This is a genomic window from Psychrobacter sp. Rd 27.2 (assembly GCF_001921755.1).
Classification (GTDB): Bacteria; Pseudomonadota; Gammaproteobacteria; order Pseudomonadales; family Moraxellaceae; genus Psychrobacter; species Psychrobacter celer.
Window position 1 is genome coordinate 73,397 of the sequence record NZ_MRYB01000008.1, and the last position, 15,905, is coordinate 89,301.

12 protein-coding genes and 1 pseudogene are annotated in these 15,905 nt (G+C 44.1%); 4 read left to right on the plus strand and 9 right to left on the minus strand.

The annotated features are described in order from the left end of the window. Positions 1-14: 14 nt before the first annotated feature. From BTV99_RS08390 to lgt, 6 genes and pseudogenes are all read right to left on the minus strand, one after another. Positions 15-521, minus strand: coding sequence for a hypothetical protein (locus BTV99_RS08390; RefSeq protein WP_075101920.1), 507 nt, complete (start codon positions 519-521; stop codon positions 15-17). After that, the gene (locus tag BTV99_RS08395; RefSeq protein ID WP_075101921.1) at positions 518-2,626 is read right to left on the minus strand and encodes a site-specific integrase; all 2,109 of its coding nucleotides are present in this window, start codon (positions 2,624-2,626) and stop codon (positions 518-520) included. Before BTV99_RS08395 ends, BTV99_RS08390 begins: the two co-directional genes overlap by 4 nt. After that, the gene (locus BTV99_RS08400) at positions 2,626-5,484 is read right to left on the minus strand and encodes a tyrosine-type recombinase/integrase (protein ID WP_075101922.1); all 2,859 of its coding nucleotides are present in this window, start codon (positions 5,482-5,484) and stop codon (positions 2,626-2,628) included. Before BTV99_RS08400 ends, BTV99_RS08395 begins: the two co-directional genes overlap by 1 nt. Continuing rightward, on the minus strand, positions 5,481-6,716 hold the full coding sequence (locus tag BTV99_RS08405) for a tyrosine-type recombinase/integrase (protein WP_075101923.1): 1,236 nt from the start codon (positions 6,714-6,716) through the stop codon (positions 5,481-5,483). The genes BTV99_RS08400 and BTV99_RS08405 overlap by 4 nt, the downstream gene beginning before the upstream one ends. A 99-nt stretch (positions 6,717-6,815) precedes the next feature. After that, positions 6,816-7,442: pseudogene (thyA, locus tag BTV99_RS08410) on the minus strand (thymidylate synthase); the annotation flags it as partial. An 81-nt stretch (positions 7,443-7,523) separates the two neighbouring features. Then, a complete protein-coding gene (gene lgt, locus BTV99_RS08415; RefSeq protein ID WP_075101925.1) occupies positions 7,524-8,408 on the minus strand; it encodes a prolipoprotein diacylglyceryl transferase in 885 nt (294 codons plus the stop codon). Positions 8,409-8,677: 269 nt separating this feature from the next. On the opposite strand from lgt, the gene BTV99_RS08420 reads away from it, so the two are divergent. Beyond that, positions 8,678-10,312, plus strand: a complete 1,635-nt coding sequence (locus BTV99_RS08420) for a DUF4139 domain-containing protein (RefSeq protein ID WP_075101926.1) — start codon at positions 8,678-8,680, stop codon at positions 10,310-10,312. 113 nt (positions 10,313-10,425) lie between these two features. Further along, entirely contained in the window at positions 10,426-11,256 is an 831-nt protein-coding gene (locus BTV99_RS08425; protein ID WP_075101927.1) for an NRDE family protein, read from the plus strand. Positions 11,257-11,366: 110 nt separating this feature from the next. Here the strand turns inward: BTV99_RS08425 and BTV99_RS08430 are convergent, their stop codons facing one another. After that, complete coding sequence (locus BTV99_RS08430) at positions 11,367-11,885, minus strand: RNA pyrophosphohydrolase (protein WP_075101928.1); 519 nt, start codon at positions 11,883-11,885, stop codon at positions 11,367-11,369. 469 nt (positions 11,886-12,354) lie between these two features. On the opposite strand from BTV99_RS08430, the gene BTV99_RS08435 reads away from it, so the two are divergent. Further along, positions 12,355-12,768 (plus strand): OsmC family protein, encoded by a 414-nt coding sequence (locus BTV99_RS08435; protein WP_075101929.1) that lies wholly within the window; start codon positions 12,355-12,357, stop codon positions 12,766-12,768. 14 nt (positions 12,769-12,782) lie between these two features. Continuing rightward, a complete protein-coding gene (locus tag BTV99_RS08440; RefSeq protein WP_075101930.1) occupies positions 12,783-13,208 on the plus strand; it encodes an MAPEG family protein in 426 nt (141 codons plus the stop codon). 80 nt (positions 13,209-13,288) lie between these two features. On the opposite strand, the gene BTV99_RS08445 is transcribed toward BTV99_RS08440, so the two are convergent. Together BTV99_RS08445 and BTV99_RS08450 are read right to left on the minus strand one after the other, a co-directional pair. Beyond that, positions 13,289-14,341 (minus strand): tRNA-dihydrouridine synthase, encoded by a 1,053-nt coding sequence (locus BTV99_RS08445; protein WP_075101931.1) that lies wholly within the window; start codon positions 14,339-14,341, stop codon positions 13,289-13,291. A 59-nt stretch (positions 14,342-14,400) separates the two neighbouring features. After that, positions 14,401-15,900 (minus strand): UvrD-helicase domain-containing protein, encoded by a 1,500-nt coding sequence (locus BTV99_RS08450; RefSeq protein WP_075101932.1) that lies wholly within the window; start codon positions 15,898-15,900, stop codon positions 14,401-14,403. Positions 15,901-15,905: the final 5 nt, after the last annotated feature.

Below are 15,905 nucleotides of genomic sequence, written 5' to 3' on the forward strand. Positions count from 1 at the left end.
TAATTTTTGACAGACTAGTGCATAAGCTGTTTCGATCTTGTATCTTCTAAAACTAACATTTTTCTCAATTTCTCAATTTCTTGTCTGGCTTCTGATAGGGATCTCTTATCTGTGTCAGATAGTGTTTTATAATAATCTCTTGATTCTCTCATCTTTTGTAACCGTTTATCTGAGTGCTCAGCGACCCTTTTTATATCTTGATATTCATTAAACCAGTAGATAACCTCACTTTGTGCTCGGCTTAGCTTTGCTTCTAGCGCATTTTTTACATTGGCAGTGCTTAAACGTACTTGTTCTTTACGTGATTTCTCTTCGGTTTTCCGAGAGTCTCTGATCTGTTTAAGCTCTTGGACAGGCCAAACGCGGTTTGAGATGGTGTTCCGATGAATACCAGTCATTTCTGAAAGTTGTGCTACAGTGGCTTTCAACCTCTTGTTGCCTTTAATATCCGACAATGCCTTTTCCAATAGCAATGTGTTTGCATCATAATCATCGCTATTCTTTTGATCATAAGCATTCATAGTTCAACTTCCTCACCAAGATTTTCCAGTACCATTCTCGCTTCGTTCATTGCTGCTAGAACTTGCTCACGATTATGCAAATATTCTGGTTTATTGAGATTAAGCTTGTTTAACGTATAAACTTCACGCCATTTAGGCGCATGTTTAGTAGTTACAACGGCTTGTTTGCATCGAGCTGGATTGCAACGTAGTGAACCAATACATGGTAGGCTTGAATCATATTCTTCTGCTCTATTACCATAGCAAATCCCTTGGCCCATATATACTATTGCAACACCTTGATCTACCATAGCCTCATATACTTCCTCTTCCGTGTAGCCTTCAGCCATATATCCGCTAAACGTCTTAATTAGACCTTTTTTATGCTCATTCGCTTTACCGCCGTAATACGTGCCATTTGGATTATGGGCTGTTTTAATAGCCTCTAATTCAGCTACTCGGCGCAATGATTTCTTATCACCTTTTCGGTTCCCATCTTTTGATAGCATTTCACCTATATCACCATACCCTAGCGTTACTAATGAAGTAGACCCAGCAGAGGTATAGTTAGAGACGCTATCCACAAAATGCTTCAATTGAAACGATATTAGAGGTAGACCTACTTCAGCCTTAAATAGTTGATATGTTAAGGTGTGTCTTAACATATATGGATTGAACTTTAGTTCTTTAGCAGTTTTTTCGCCTAATAGTTGGCTGATAAAAATATTCATTTGATGTGTAAGGCTGCTACTATACACAGACTTAGGGAAACTACCAGGTCTAACAGTATCTACATTAGAAAGTAGGTATGGTGAGGCCTTGATTTTTGAAATATACGAAGCTGCTAATACTGCGTCCTTAACAATTGGTATAGCTACCCATCTATCGTCAAACAAACCTGTACTAACTTCATCTTTATGCTTTTTGACCGTACTTTCAATTAGCCAAACGGCATCACTTTGAATTAAGCACGAACAATTCTGAACTCTTACTTCTGATAATTCAGATGGTCTCATACCAGTATACTGACCCACTAAATACGTGCAGGCATACGCTACGAGGTTAAAGTATTTCCTAAGGTTATCTGCTTTATAACCGCGTTCTCTCAATTTTTTACGTATAGTTATCCCAGTCATAACTTTAGAATCTTTATCTAGCATCCAATCATAGGGCTCGATTACATTCATAACAAAATTTGAAGAATAATTTTTGGTTCTTAATCGCATAGCAATGTACCCATGTAGAGCTTCATGCGTAACACGTTCTTGACTAGCCCATGATAAATATTCGCTCGTATTGAAACGTTTTAGAGAGTTGGTATCTGATATCCTCTCACTGTCTCCTATAGCGTCTAAAAAATCTACTACAATAAAAGATGCAATCTTTGATAAAGATTCAAAGACCAAGTCTGGTAATACTTGATCTTTCTTTTCTTTACCAACATTCGCTATTCTCTTCCATTTCAGGCTATCTAACTCTACATGAGCAATAGGCTTTTCGAATACATACTTAACAGAAGCTGGGCTGCGTAAGTATTTAAAGAATCTATCTAACTCTACACCTCTTACACGATCATAATTTTTAGCCGCTATGGGATACAGTTCGGGTGTTATATCGGATAATGTTTTAATCTTTTCCTGAACAAACTCATAACCTAGTTCATGAGATGCTTGTTTGAATAGTTCATTGATAAATGTTAAACCACTTTCAAAAGTTTTAATCAAGGAGTTGGCTTTTAATGTTTTTTTTGATCGGCTTTTACCCTCGTTTTTCTGCAGCTTGAAGATGGAACTATTGAGCAAAGCCAACTCGAATATAATTTTCATTTCTATCAAAACAAATGCCGGAATCGCTGTATATTTTGAAAAATTGATTCGTAGCTTTGCACCTTGAACATTTCTTGCAGCATTAGGATAATCTTTATTAAAGTTCCAAACGCTATCAGAAAACTTTGATAGTGTTGATATGGGTTTGTCCATAAGAGACGTCATATACTCTATATCAAATGTGTGCTTATGCTGAAGGCACTCATTCCTCTGATCCGTAATAGGATTTAAGGCTTCTAAAACATAGAAACGATGTTTTGCAAAAGCTGTCAACACGTCTAATTTTTTTTCATAGTCCATCAAATTACTCCATCAACTAGTGTAGTGGTTTCAATGTACTCTGCTAAACGCTGTCCATGCTTTAGATCCTCTAAGGAAAAGTCAGACAATGCTGGATCTGTAATGCCTTTTATTAGTTCCATATTCTCCGAAATGACATGTCCGTAGGGGGTATCCATAACCCGAGTGTGCTCTGTCAAAAGCGTATAGTCACGCTTCATTGCAAAGATTTCAGGGAGGTTTTTAGCCGTAATAATGACATTGTCACAACCTAAACACTTATTATATTGTGAGCATGGAGTACCAGGAATATACGATGAAAGGTTTTTTACAAAATCCGGCGGATCAAAAATATTCCTGCATTCTGCTAAAGGGGTATGGAAGGTTATTGCTAATTCGTTGGTATCTCTAGTTTGTACTTCTTGAGTTTGTTTATTCAAAGTAGATTGATGTATTTCTTTTAGTTTATCGTTTAACTTTACTCTACTTATCGTATTGAAGTCAAAAGAGTCGAGGTAACCAATAGTCGTTTGAATTGAGGAGTGCCCTAACATGAGCTGAATTTCGCGTAAAGTCACTCCACTGTCTAACATCTCACTAACAAAGGTTGGTCTAAATCTGCTTATTGTAAGAGTTAACGGCTCTCCTGCATCATTTTTTAAGTTATATTTATCAACAAACTTAGATGAACTAGCTTTTAATGCTTTTGTATTTCTTTCTTTGTTTCCTAATATTGGAGACACTCTGCCGTGCTTTTTTGTACTATCCGACTGATAGATGAACAACCTATCTTTAAAAGCATCATCTTCAATGTCTTGCCGAATCCCACTAGTTAATTGGACTAATTCTTCAAAAATAATTTTTATCGATTTAGCTTGAGATGATGTAAGCCATGTCAGTTCTGCATTGAAAAGATCGAGATGATACTCCTTGTAGCCATCAGAGCGTTCTTTCCAATATCTAAGACAAGGTCGCGATGTTGCTGGATGAGATTCTAGATAATCGTTCACGTTGAGAGAAAGTAAAGAATCTGTATTTAAGCCTGTAATTTGAGCAAGCCTTAAGAGGTAGGGCGTTAGTATGTCCATATTTATCATTGGAGTAACACCCCATTCGTTATATATCTCGCTCAGTCCTTTGTCTGAACGGGCAGTAATTTTCAAGAAAGATATCTCGATAGGGGATTCTGCTGTATGGTAATGAACTGGCTTACACATCAAGGGGTTTTCAAACAGCCATCTCGCATTATCTAATGTAGAAAGGCCTCTTATTATACGACCTTTCTCATTCAAAGGATTTTTCCCTATACCAGTTTTTTTATAAGGTATGAGAGCTGCTCTAGATTGACACAATCCTTTTTCGATAGCATCTAATACCTGAATTCGCTCGTTCATTGTAAATGGCTTTTTAACATCTGTTTCTCTACTTACAGTAAAGCCATTTATATCGAAAAAGCTATACTCCATGTCACGTACTTGGGTCAGCCTACACAGTGTTCTGCGTACTGAACTCAAAAGTGTATTTGCATGATAACTTGATATTTCTTTACTTATTATTTTTTTCTCTAAATATTTTCGATATCTAGATAGGAGATGCTCATCAAAAACTGTGACAATTTTTAAAGGTGAATTACCATATAGTTCAGATAAGAAATATATAAAGGAATTACTCGCAATTCTATAGTTACTCTTGCCTGATTCTGAAGAGACAGTTTTGCTAGTACAAGCAAACAGTTGCTCAATCTGAATAAACGGTTCTAGTTTTGAAGGAAAGAAGAAGTCATCAGCAGCATTTAACTCTCTGGCTGCCAGTCTATGAAAACGTTCTATCTGACTTTCACTATAGTTTTTTCTATTAACGTTCGCTTCACTTGTTCTTTCAGCAACGCTTTTATAATCTGGGTCAATAATTCCAAGTTTTTCAAGATCTTTGTGAATGAAGTCCCAAGCACTTCTAACAACATTAAATCTTAAAGAGGCTTTCGTTATAGGTAATTGTTCTGAAGACATTCTTCTTAGCGAAATCTTATTACCAAAAATAGGTAAAGTATGCTTTTCTTTTTCAGATAACTGTCTGTACCAATTCAGTAGCTTCCTCCTGCTTTCGATGCCAGCAGCTTCATAGCTCCCATCTGGTATTACTAGAATCCCTTCTTTGATCATCTTTTCGATCAAAGGGTTCGTAAGCTCCCTGTAACGTTGTGCAGCAGAACTTGAGACACCTACTACAGCATGTTGAATATGCTTGACGGCTATACCAAAGCCTAGAGCACTCTCAGCCTTACTAATTGGTATTTCCCACAATGTTTCTGTATCTTCAATTGTTCTTGATACCCACTCTAAGATAGCAGTTTCGGCGTCTTTAATGAGACGCTTTCTAGATTCGACTGTATTATAATCAGTACTTATAATTCCCAGTTTACAGAGATCTTCATGAATCTCATCGATTGTTTTTGCTACCAATTCATATTGAGTTGCTAAAACATTCCAGTAGCCCTGCTCGTGTCCTATTGATTTGAAGCAAACATTGTTTATAGATTTAGTCAAACGAGGAAGGTTTTTCTTATCATTAAAACTTAGATTGCTATACCAATATAGTATTCTCTGTCGAGTTATATTTTCTCTACTAGAAGCTCCTTTTGCGACAACCTTCATCTCAGCCATTTTCTCTATCAATGAAACGGTGAGGTGCTTTCGTTTATTAGCTTCATTGATCGTGATAGATGTCTCTTTCGCTAAAAATTCAGACGTGATATTGACACTCCAAGAGCTCTTTAAATGGCTGCTAAGTGGCAAGGCTAAGAGTTGGTTTGGACTCTTTAATAAGCCCTCTACCCATGTATTTACCAATTGATCAGTGGCTATTCCATCTTTTTTCATTTGATGTCCTTAATGCCAATTTTCAATTTTGTCTGTTCTGATAAGCGGCTCATCTTCTCAGCTCTAGTTAGTAAGTCCCCGTTCTCATCACAAATAGTATTATAAATTTCCTGAGGGATGCTGGTATACATTTGGGTAGTACTGAGGTGGTTATGACCTAAGTTTTTTTGTACGATAACGAGCCGATCTAGGTAGTCGGATCCTAGGTCATTTGATTGCAATATTGCATAGGCATTACCATGCCGTAGCTTGTGAGGAGAGATTATTCTATCGAGGCGACCTTTCTTTATTGCACGTTTGCTGATACGCTCAAGTAACTCATTTATCGCTTTACGTGTATAAGGAGTACCTTTAGCATTAAAAAATGCTGGGGTTTCATCTGGATTTACATATTTGCGAGCATGTTTTTTGTAGAGCGGAGACGCATGATATTTCTGTATACGTTTAATGGTAGCCGAACTAACTAACGTCCACCGTGGTTTGATTTGATTTCCACGCCCCTTGCTACCTTTAATGGCTAAAGGTACGTAGTCTGCATGAATAGGTTGATCGGACTCTACTGAAATGAACTTTTCAGAGTTAAAGTTGACAGTATCTCTAAAATCTTTAAGAGTAACCCTGATCAACTCCGAACGCCTCACGCCAGAGTCATATAAAAACTGAAGTAGTACTCGTTCTCGTTCTAATCGAGTAGATTGAATCAATATGAAAAGATCATCAAGAGTGCATGAAGTAATTGGTGTACGCTTTGGTAGTTTTGAAAAGTATCCATTACTATATGGATTGTCCTCTCTAAGCGGCTGACGGTCTTCTGTGCGACTGCAGAGGAAATGGAGGAAAGCGTATATTGCTCCATCACGATTTCTAATAGTAGCTGAACTTCTATGTTCTTCAACACTTAGAAAAGTACAGTATTCCTGAATTACATACCCTGGGACTGTAATGAAGACCTCATCAGTTTCATCATCGCTATAGTCTGGACGACTACGGATATACTTTAAGAAGTAAGTTAGGTTTTTGCCATATGTATTTGCTGTTTCATGAGCAATCTTTTCGTGCTTGAATTGATATGATAGATACTCAGAGATAAGAGGGAGAATTTTACCACTATCATCAAATACACCAACCCCATTCACTTTGACTTTCTGATCCAGTAATAGGTCTGGTATTTCACTAATTAAATAAGATTTTGATAGGTCTAATTCTCTATTGGAACAAATCTTAATATCCATAATACAAGCCAAAGTAATACATAGATTAAATTGTATATCATATTATGCATGACCTGATGTTCACTATAAGTATAGAGAAATGAGATGTTCCTAGGCTGCTAATAATTCATACTGTGAATTATCATTATAGGGGAATAATAGGAATAAATCCGCTGAGCGCTGGTAAAGCTGGCAGGAGAGTTTGTTGTCCGCGACAAAAAACTGAAACAGCGTATGACAAGGCGGCAGGGCGACTTGCTCGGCTTCACCTGGGTTCCAGCCAGAGACGATCAAGCGTCTGGAGTTGGGATTGGTCTTGATTTGCTCCACGACTTGGGCGATTTGATCGACGCCATCATTGTTATAGCGGCCATTCTCGTCTTTGGTCGCGCCGTAGTTGCGCCATTGGTGACCGTATACTGGTCCTAAATCGCCTGCAGGACGATTGAAGCGCGCCGTCTGCTCCGCTGTGGCCCATTCGTTCCAGATACGTACGCCGTTCTCTTGTAGATAATCGACATGAGTGCTACCGCTCAAAAACCACAATAGCTCATACACGATGGATTTAAAGTGGACTTTTTTGGTGGTCAGTAACGGGAAGCCGTCTGATAAGTCAAAACGCATCTGCGCGCCGAAGTGGCTTAGCGTACCTGTGCCCGTACGATCGCCTTTTTCGCTGCCTTCATTCATGACGTGACGCAGCAAGTCCAAATAAGCTTGCTCGTTTTTACTACTGTAACTGCTCATAATATTGCTCTTCTACGCTATCAAAGCGCGTCATTAAATAAGTCTTAATCTGTTTTTCGGACGTTTATAGTGCAAGCGCGCTTAATAAGCCGCTTGCTTACCCCAGTCATAGATACCGCGTTTATAGGCATAAACCAATAGTACAAAGCCGATGATAATCATTGGTGTGCTCAGTATTTGGCCTTTGGTCATCCAGCCAAGTAAGATAAAGCCTTGGTCGGCATCTGGCTGACGGAAAAACTCGATGATAAAGCGGCTGATACCGTAACCTAATAAAAATATCGCCGATGCCGCCATACGTGGACGCGGCTTGGCAGAGTACCACCACAAAAACAAGAATAGCAGCAGACCTTCAGCAAAGGCCTCATAGAGCTGTGATGGGTGGCGGGGCAGTAAATACTGGCCGTTGACCTCTATCATCAACTCTTGTAATTGAGGATTGGCTTGCAACTGCTGCATATCAAAAGCCGCGGCCTGCGGGAAGTAGGTCAGCCAATTATAGCCGCCATCAGAGACGCGCCCCCACAGCTCACCGTTGATATAGTTGCCGATACGGCCAAACAATAACCCCGTCGGTACACACGGCACGATAAAATCCAGCACTTGAAAAGGCGTTTTTCTGTACTTACGGGCAAAATACAACATGCCGAGTAAAACCCCAATCATGCCGCCGTGGAACGACATACCGCCTTCCCACACTTTAAATAAATAAGCGGGGTTTTGTAGCAACTCACCAAATTGATAAAACAGCACATAGCCGATACGGCCACCCAAAATGACACCGAGCGCGCCATAAAAAATAAGGTCTGACACCATGTCAGTGTTCCAGCTCTCACGCTGGCCACTGCGGTACCATGCCAGACCAAACGCGGCGGCAAATGCCAGCAGATACATCAAGCCATACCAATGTACTTCTACAGGGCCCAAGGACAGCGCTACGGGATCGTACTGAGGATGAATCATCATAAGGACATCATAATTATTGATAATAGAATGGGGGTCATAATAGCAAAAATAGCTTGGCAGGCATACCAAATTACGGTTAGACAATTGCATCACAGAGACTGCATAAATGTGATTTGCGCCTGCCAGCCGCTAGAAACCACGACAGAAAACCGCTAAGATATAAAAAAGCTGCTAATGATAAATACCTCAATATTTTCAGAAGCATGAGCGGATATGGGCTGGCGCTGATAGGCCGTATGAATGGATAAACCGTATTTTAAGGATAGATTATGCAAGCTGATGTATCAAAAGTAGCAGCAGCCACTGAGTACCATTGGGCAAAAAAAGGCCCGATCTTGCTCAGCCTACCCAGTCTGCTGGCACTATCCCTGACGCCTGCATATGCAGCAAGTAGCAGTATCGAGCAAGTCACTATTTATCAAGGCTTGGCCAGTGTCACCCGCGTGCTACCTGTCAAGGGTAATGGAGAGCAGACGCTGGTGTTTTCTTGCTTGTCTCCTTATATCGACAAAGACAGCGTGAGCGTGCAGGCCGTCACAAGCGTCAATCTCGGTGAAGTCAGTATCGAGACGCTAAGCGGTGAGCAAGCAGCGCAGTGTCAGTATGAGGGCGATGCCAATGTACAAGCGCAACAAGCCGCGCTTGCTAAAATCAATGCCGAGCTAGAAGCCGCCAATCTAGCAAAAGCCTATCTACAAAACCTCACCAAGGTCAGTCAACTCAGTACAGAGGGCACAGTGGCCAATAACGCCCGTGATATAGAAACACAAGCGGCAAGTATCAATAAACGCATATGGGATATCAAGCAGCGGCAAGCACGGGCACAGGCCACGCTTAATCAAACGATGGCGGGCAGTAGCACATCGACGCAAAATCGCGTAACACAGGTCAGTGTGCGTACTGCCAGCCGCAAGCCCGCCGCGGTAAAGCTTCATTATCAAGTGCGCGGCGCAGGTTGGCAGCCGACTTATCAGGCGCGTCTCGATACCAATACCGAGCAGCTTAGCATTACCGCATCCGCCATCATCGCTCAGCAGACCGGAGAGAATTGGCAAAACGTCCCTGTCGTACTCAGCTCAGTCAACCCCAATCAACGCACCACAGGCCAGCTGCCAAATGTGGCGCGCCTGTCTTTATATGAAAAAGAGCCAGCATCACGTGCTAGGGTTGCATCATCCCTGATGGAGCCTTCTCCCATCGTCGTCTCAGAAAGAAGTAGCGATGACAGGGAAGCAGCGGCACCGACGATGGCACCGCTGCCAAGCTTTAGCGTGAGTCGTCAAAACAAAAACGGCATCATCGAGTACCGGTTGCCGCAGCGCGTGAGCCTGCCAAGCGATGGCAGGCACGTGCGTACGGTCGTCGATGAGCAGTCTGGTCGTAGTAAGCTTTGGATCCGCAGTACGCCAAGTGTTGAGCAAACGGCTTATTGGTATGCGTCGGCACCATTTTTGACACCTGAATGGGCCGATGGAGCACTTCAGCTCTACCGTGATGATAACTATATTGGTCAAGCGCGCTATCAGTATCAAACGCTCAAAGAGCAAGGTATCGGCTTTGGCGTTGATCCAAATATCCTCATCAAGCAAATAACCGACGAAGATAAACAAGGCGATAAGGGCGCGTTTAATCGTAAGCAAACCTTAAGTAGTACCGAAGCTTATCAATTGACCAATCAGCATAGCCGCACCAGACGCTTGCAGGTACTGGGCAGTGAGACTATCAGCCGTGATGACAGTCTTAAAGTAACCACGGTGCATACCCCGCCCGTCACTGAACGCGACTGGAATGACAATACCGGCATGGTCGCTTGGGAGTTTGACTTGCCAAGTAAACAATCAAAAGTGATTCAATCGACCACACAGATTAGCTATCCTGCTGATAAAAAACTCCGCACCAATTAATATAAGAATAGAAAGATGCAGGCTATTTTGAACGACGTTATTTTGTACTGAAAAGATTACCTATTAAAAAGACGACCAGTCCCATAAACTACCAATCCCATAAAAGGAAAACTATGTGTATCGTCGCCATCGCTTGGCAGTTGTTTGATGAGGTGCCGCTGGTGCTCTTATCCAACCGAGATGAGTTTTTGCAGCGTCCGACTGAGCCGCTGCACCAGTGGCCTGATAAGCCGATTTATGCAGGTCGCGATCAGCAAAGTGGCGGTACTTGGCTGGGTATTCACCAAGTCATGCACGACGGTCTTTATGAGCAAAATGGACGCTGGGCGGCGGTGCTAAACTTTCGTGATGGGGTGCAGGCAGGGGCAGATGAGCGCTCGCGTGGGGCACTGGTTACAGATTTTTTGACCAGTGATAGAAGCCCGATGGACTTTGCTCGGCAAATTGAGTTGCAAGACTATGCAGGTTTTAACCTGATCATTGGTGATGCGCTGCAAGCAGTGATGGTCAATAATCGCGGCCATGCGCCCACGCCACTGTATGCAGGATTGCATGTGATCTCAAACGGTCAGCCAGACGACGGTTGGTTCAAAACCGAAAAACTGCGTGGTAGGCTGCGTCAAGAAGTGCTGCCACTTATCGCCGAAGACAGCTCGCCTGCTTACTGGCAGGACGCTGCCTATGCGGTGCTATCTGACAACCGACAAGCCCCCGCCGATCAGCTACCCGATACCGGCATGAGTAGAGAGGTTGAGCAGATGCTGTCCTCTGTCTATATCGAGCCTGTGGCATTTGATCAGCGGCAGGCACCTCTCCCTACTTATGGTACCCGTACTCAAAGCATCTTAACCTTGCGCCAAGACAAGCATAAAGGGGCAAGTAGTAAAAAAACCACCGCCACGCTCGTTAGCCGCGAGGCAAGCGCGGCTGCAACCGGCGCATAAAAATGCTCACGGTGATTCCATAACAGTATCACGGTGAGCATATATAGTTAATTAGCGATGCCAAAATCACACCAAAACTATGTCAAAACGCTATCAAGACTCTATCAAAGTCATGCCAGCAAATGGTTGTCCTGTTCCGGAAGGATCAGCTCTTGTTTTAGGGGAAGCTCGCGCACTAGCTCTTGCAAGGCGCGGCGATATACCCCACGTTTAAAATGAATCACTTGTCCCAGAGGGTACCAATAACTGACCCATTGCCAGTGGTCAAATTCTGGTTTACCTTCATCAAAGCGAATGTGTTGAGTATTCGGCTCATCTAAGCGCAGCAAAAACCATTTTTGTTTTTGCCCAATACACAAAGGGTGCTGTCCATGGCGTACATAACGCTTAGGCAGACGATAGCGCAGCCAGTCTTGAGTGACGGCCAATAAGTCTACATGACGCGGATGTAGGCCGACCTCTTCCCAGAGCTCGCGATACATCGCATCCATCGGCGTCTCCCCGCGGTCGATGCCGCCTTGAGGAAACTGCCAAGCGTTGTGACCAATACGTTTTGCCCACAGTACTTGCCCTTGTGTATTTGCCAAGATGATGCCGACATTGGCGCGAAAGCCGTCTGCATCTATCATGACTAACCCTTTTAATTTGTTTAAAAATAGCTTATTTCAAACCGATACCATGATGACAATCTTAATTATTATAAGTCGATTGCCACCTATATCTGGCCAAAATAAGATTCATTACCGTTATTAAACCAAGAAACAAGCAAAATGTGTAACAGTATTTTGCTATAAAATGTTTCACGAGTTTTACCTATTAAAATCAATAGCTTATAAATAGACTTTTGTAAGTTAGTTTCTTAAGGTGATTTTGATAAATATAACCAAACTAGAGTTGGGTTGCTTATTGGTTTTGGTTGTTTGCTAATAAGGTATGCAACGTTATGACGATAAGTTGCCGTCAAATAAATACAGATGGCTACTGCTTTATCAGGTCTTTATAAAATCTGGTTTTGGCTTGTGCTACACTAACCTTATCGCGTGTATTATTGAAAATAATAATCAGATCATCTGCCAATCAAAATAAGGAAAAACGAACATGTCAGAATCAAAAGCAAGTGTCACGTGGCAAGAGAAAAAAGCATTTTTGGGCGTGTCACCCTCAGGGCATCATGTGCAAATCGACGCCGACAAAGAAAATGGCGCAAGCCCGATGGAGCTGATTTTGCTCGGCTTGGGCGGCTGTGCCAGCTATGATGTGGTGTCTATCTTACAAAAATCACGTCAAGAGGTCACGGATGTACGTTGTGAGCTGAGCGCAAATCGCGCTGAGACCGTCCCTGCTGTCTATACCGATATTCATATGCACTTCATCGTGACCGGTCAAGACATCAAGGATAAGCAGGTCGAAAAAGCGGTGAACCTATCAGCAGAAAAATACTGCTCGGCCAGTCGTATGCTGGTACAGGGCGGGGTGAATGTGACTCATGATTTTGAAGTGATTGCAGGGTAGGGGCGAGAGCGCGCATGAATGTATTTTTTGGGTTGATTCCTGATACCGCCGCATCCGCGATTTGGGCGATGGTGGTGGCAAGCTTGTTGCCACTCGTGATGGCGCTGAGTGCAAAAGCCCTTGGCGGTTTTCGGTTGGCTGACAACGCCCATCCGCGCCGTTTTTTGCAAGAGACAACGGGCGCCGCTGCGCGCGCCAATGCCGCTCAGCAAAACAGCTATGAGACGTTGCCGGTATTTTTGGCAGCAGTGCTGGTGGCGATGTTGTTTTTTGTGCCTCAGCTGATTGTCAACGTGTTGGCTTGGTTGTACGTACTGATTCGTATTGGCTTTTGCATCGCTTATATCAGCAATTTGGCGACGTTTCGTTCGATACTTTGGACGTTATCGATGGCGTGTCCTCTCATGCTGTTTTATTTAGCAATACGTGTGAGCGTCTAGCGCTAGGGCTTATGAACAACTAGCCACCGCGGCGAGCTTCTGTTTTATGATAAAAGACGAGCCGTTATTGTCTTTGCTGTTTATGCTGTCGCTGATGAGACGCTGGCGATAAGAGCATCGATGATGACGGCTTTGTCTTTTTCACGCTTGATGCGCTCCCACACCGGTTGCGCCTCATCATAGCCTTTGGTCAGCATCCCCAGCCACTGTTTATAGCGGCCCACCAGTACCACATCGTTTTTTGCTGCCCCTTCCAAAAACTTAATTTGATGCGGTATGAGTGCGTGCCACGTCAAGGTCTTGCTATCTGCTCTAACGCTGGCCGCCGCGCTCTCATCATCATGGCTACTATCGACACGGGCAATCAAGTCAGGACGGGTCACAGCGCCGCGTCCTAGCATCAGGTGCGGCGTGCCTGCCTGCCTCATGCATTGCTGTGCTTGCTCACTATTCCAAATCTCGCCATTGGCAATCACTGGGATATCAAGCTTATTAAAATTTTGGATTTTGTCCCAATAAGCGGGCGGCTTGTAGCCTTGGGTTTTGGTGCGGGCATGAATGGTCAGCCAGTCTGCGCCACTAGCCCCAATCGCACCTCGGATATCGTCCATACGGCTGGTATCTGTGTAACCCAAGCGAATCTTTGCTGAGACGGCAATATGGGCAGGCACCGCGCGGCGTACGGCACTGATAATATCATACATGACCTCTGGCTCATCGAGCAGTACCGAGCCGCCGCGGTGGCTATTGACGGTCTTAGCAGGGCAGCCAAAATTGATATCAATCGCTGGCGCGCCAAGCTCACAGGCGTACGCGGCGTTTTCTGCCATTAGGCTAGCGTCACTGCCGAGTAGCTGGATATGTATGGGCGTACCAGCAGTCGTTTTGGTGTCTTGATGTAGCTCTGGCACATATTTATAAAACACATGTGCGGGCAGCAGCGTTTGAGTCACCCGTATAAACTCACTGACAGACCAATCATAGGGGCGGCCTAAGTCGGCGGCAATTTGCGTTAAAATTTGCCGCATTAATGGATCGGTCAAACCTTCCATTGGAGCAAGTAGGCGCACAGGATGGGCAAATAGTTGCTGCAGGGTACGCTGGCGTATTTCGAGGGATGAATGTTGAGTCATGATTGAGGCTTAGTATCTAAATGAAAGGCGATAACGTGATCGAATAGAGCGGAGCGGTGTTAGGTATTGCCAAAGATGACCTTTTTCCCCGTTTGCAATCCGATGATCAAGTCTTTGATATGATGAATGTCGAGATTGCTCTGCGCGCGTGTACAGGCAACGTAGAGCAAGCGCAGCTCCTCTGGGCTGATCTTGACTGCATTGGTGGTCACATCATAATAAAAATCGTCATCGAGCTGTACGCGCCCCCATTCAAGCCCTTTGGCCTTGTGCGCGGTAGAGATGACATAATCGGCGTTATCGATGCTGGTCAAACTATTGACCGCTTGGCTTAAGACGTTGGTACCGTGATCATCGACCAGCTTGACCAATGTTTTAAGGTCGCTGCCTTCATTGGTTTCAGAGTACTCTTGCACATCGCCCCAATTATAAAAATACGCCAGCTCTGGCACGCCATAAGCTGATTTGCCGTTTTTTAGGTTCTCAGCCGCTTGACAGAATTTTAGCATACGATCGGTATCGGCTTGCAGTGCCACGCGGTGCCCAAGCTTGAGTCCCGTCAATAACTGCGCCATCGCAGCGGCATTGGTGCGACAGAGGATGGCGTCTTTTTTGCTATGGACCATGCCTTTATCGGTAGAGGACTGCTTGGCAGGATTGCCCTTTAGCGGTACTTCTTCTTGTAAGGCTTTTAGTAGGGTGTTGGCCACCTCAGCGATGGGCTCTCCAAAGCGAAACGACTGTGTCAATAGGGTTTGTGGTAGTGGTAGCTTTTTCATCGCATTCACCGCGCCGCGCCATTCATAAATCTGCTGATGAGCGTCGCCCACATAGATGACTTGCCGTGGCTGCTGGGTCAAAATCCCCATCATCAACGGATCAGCATCCTGCGCTTCATCAAACAAGATAAAATCCGCTGGGATACTGGGCTTGGAGAGTGCCCATAATTTGAGATAAATATCATGGCCGATACCAGCAGGATGGCGGGCATCGATAGACTGTAGCCAGCGCTGCTCGACGGCAGGGTAGAGCATCTCACGCAGCTGCTCGCTATCTGACGCATCGAGCCAGCTGGGAAACAATAAATGCCGGGGCGCAGGGTAGCTGGCATGGGTGCTACAAAAATGACTGACCGCATCGCTGACAAACCGCGCAAGGCGGGCTGGGGTCAAAGTGATGTATTTATTTACCCCATCCATTTGCCGACGTACTTGCACCGCTTGTAGCCCCAAGTCATCGCCCAAACGCTTGGGTGAAAACCGTGGTAAGGACAATTTGGCAGTGATATCACGTGCGACATGGCGATAGGCAAGCGAGTGAAACGTACGGCAGTCCACGTGACTGGGAAATTTTTGCCGAGCATCATTGGCGATCGCTTTGTTGAAGGCCAAATACAAGCCGCGCCCCCGCAGACGCTCGCCGATGAGCTTGAGCGTTGTGGTTTTACCCGCGCCCGCATACGCCACCACTTTAAACGACTTGTGGTCCATCGCCATATTTAGCGCATTTAGCTGCTCATCGGTGGGGTCGCTCATATAAGCGGGCATAGATGCGGACATAAAAG

What these genes read in the sequence shown, in the direction of transcription:
- BTV99_RS08435 (WP_075101929.1), top strand. Translation starts at nt 12,355, where the DNA reads ATGTCAGAATCAAAAGCAAGTGTCACGTGGCAAGAGAAAAAAGCATTT.
- BTV99_RS08450 (WP_075101932.1), bottom strand. Translation starts at nt 15,900, where the DNA reads ATGTCCGCATCTATGCCCGCTTATATGAGCGACCCCACCGATGAGCAG.
- BTV99_RS08440 (WP_075101930.1), top strand. Translation starts at nt 12,783, where the DNA reads ATGAATGTATTTTTTGGGTTGATTCCTGATACCGCCGCATCCGCGATT.
- BTV99_RS08405 (WP_075101923.1), bottom strand. Translation starts at nt 6,716, where the DNA reads ATGGATATTAAGATTTGTTCCAATAGAGAATTAGACCTATCAAAATCT.
- lgt (WP_075101925.1), bottom strand. Translation starts at nt 8,408, where the DNA reads ATGATGATTCATCCTCAGTACGATCCCGTAGCGCTGTCCTTGGGCCCT.
- BTV99_RS08395 (WP_075101921.1), bottom strand. Translation starts at nt 2,626, where the DNA reads ATGGACTATGAAAAAAAATTAGACGTGTTGACAGCTTTTGCAAAACAT.
- BTV99_RS08420 (WP_075101926.1), top strand. Translation starts at nt 8,678, where the DNA reads ATGCAAGCTGATGTATCAAAAGTAGCAGCAGCCACTGAGTACCATTGG.
- BTV99_RS08425 (WP_075101927.1), top strand. Translation starts at nt 10,426, where the DNA reads ATGTGTATCGTCGCCATCGCTTGGCAGTTGTTTGATGAGGTGCCGCTG.
- BTV99_RS08430 (WP_075101928.1), bottom strand. Translation starts at nt 11,885, where the DNA reads ATGATAGATGCAGACGGCTTTCGCGCCAATGTCGGCATCATCTTGGCA.
- BTV99_RS08390 (WP_075101920.1), bottom strand. Translation starts at nt 521, where the DNA reads ATGAATGCTTATGATCAAAAGAATAGCGATGATTATGATGCAAACACA.
- BTV99_RS08400 (WP_075101922.1), bottom strand. Translation starts at nt 5,484, where the DNA reads ATGAAAAAAGATGGAATAGCCACTGATCAATTGGTAAATACATGGGTA.
- BTV99_RS08445 (WP_075101931.1), bottom strand. Translation starts at nt 14,341, where the DNA reads ATGACTCAACATTCATCCCTCGAAATACGCCAGCGTACCCTGCAGCAA.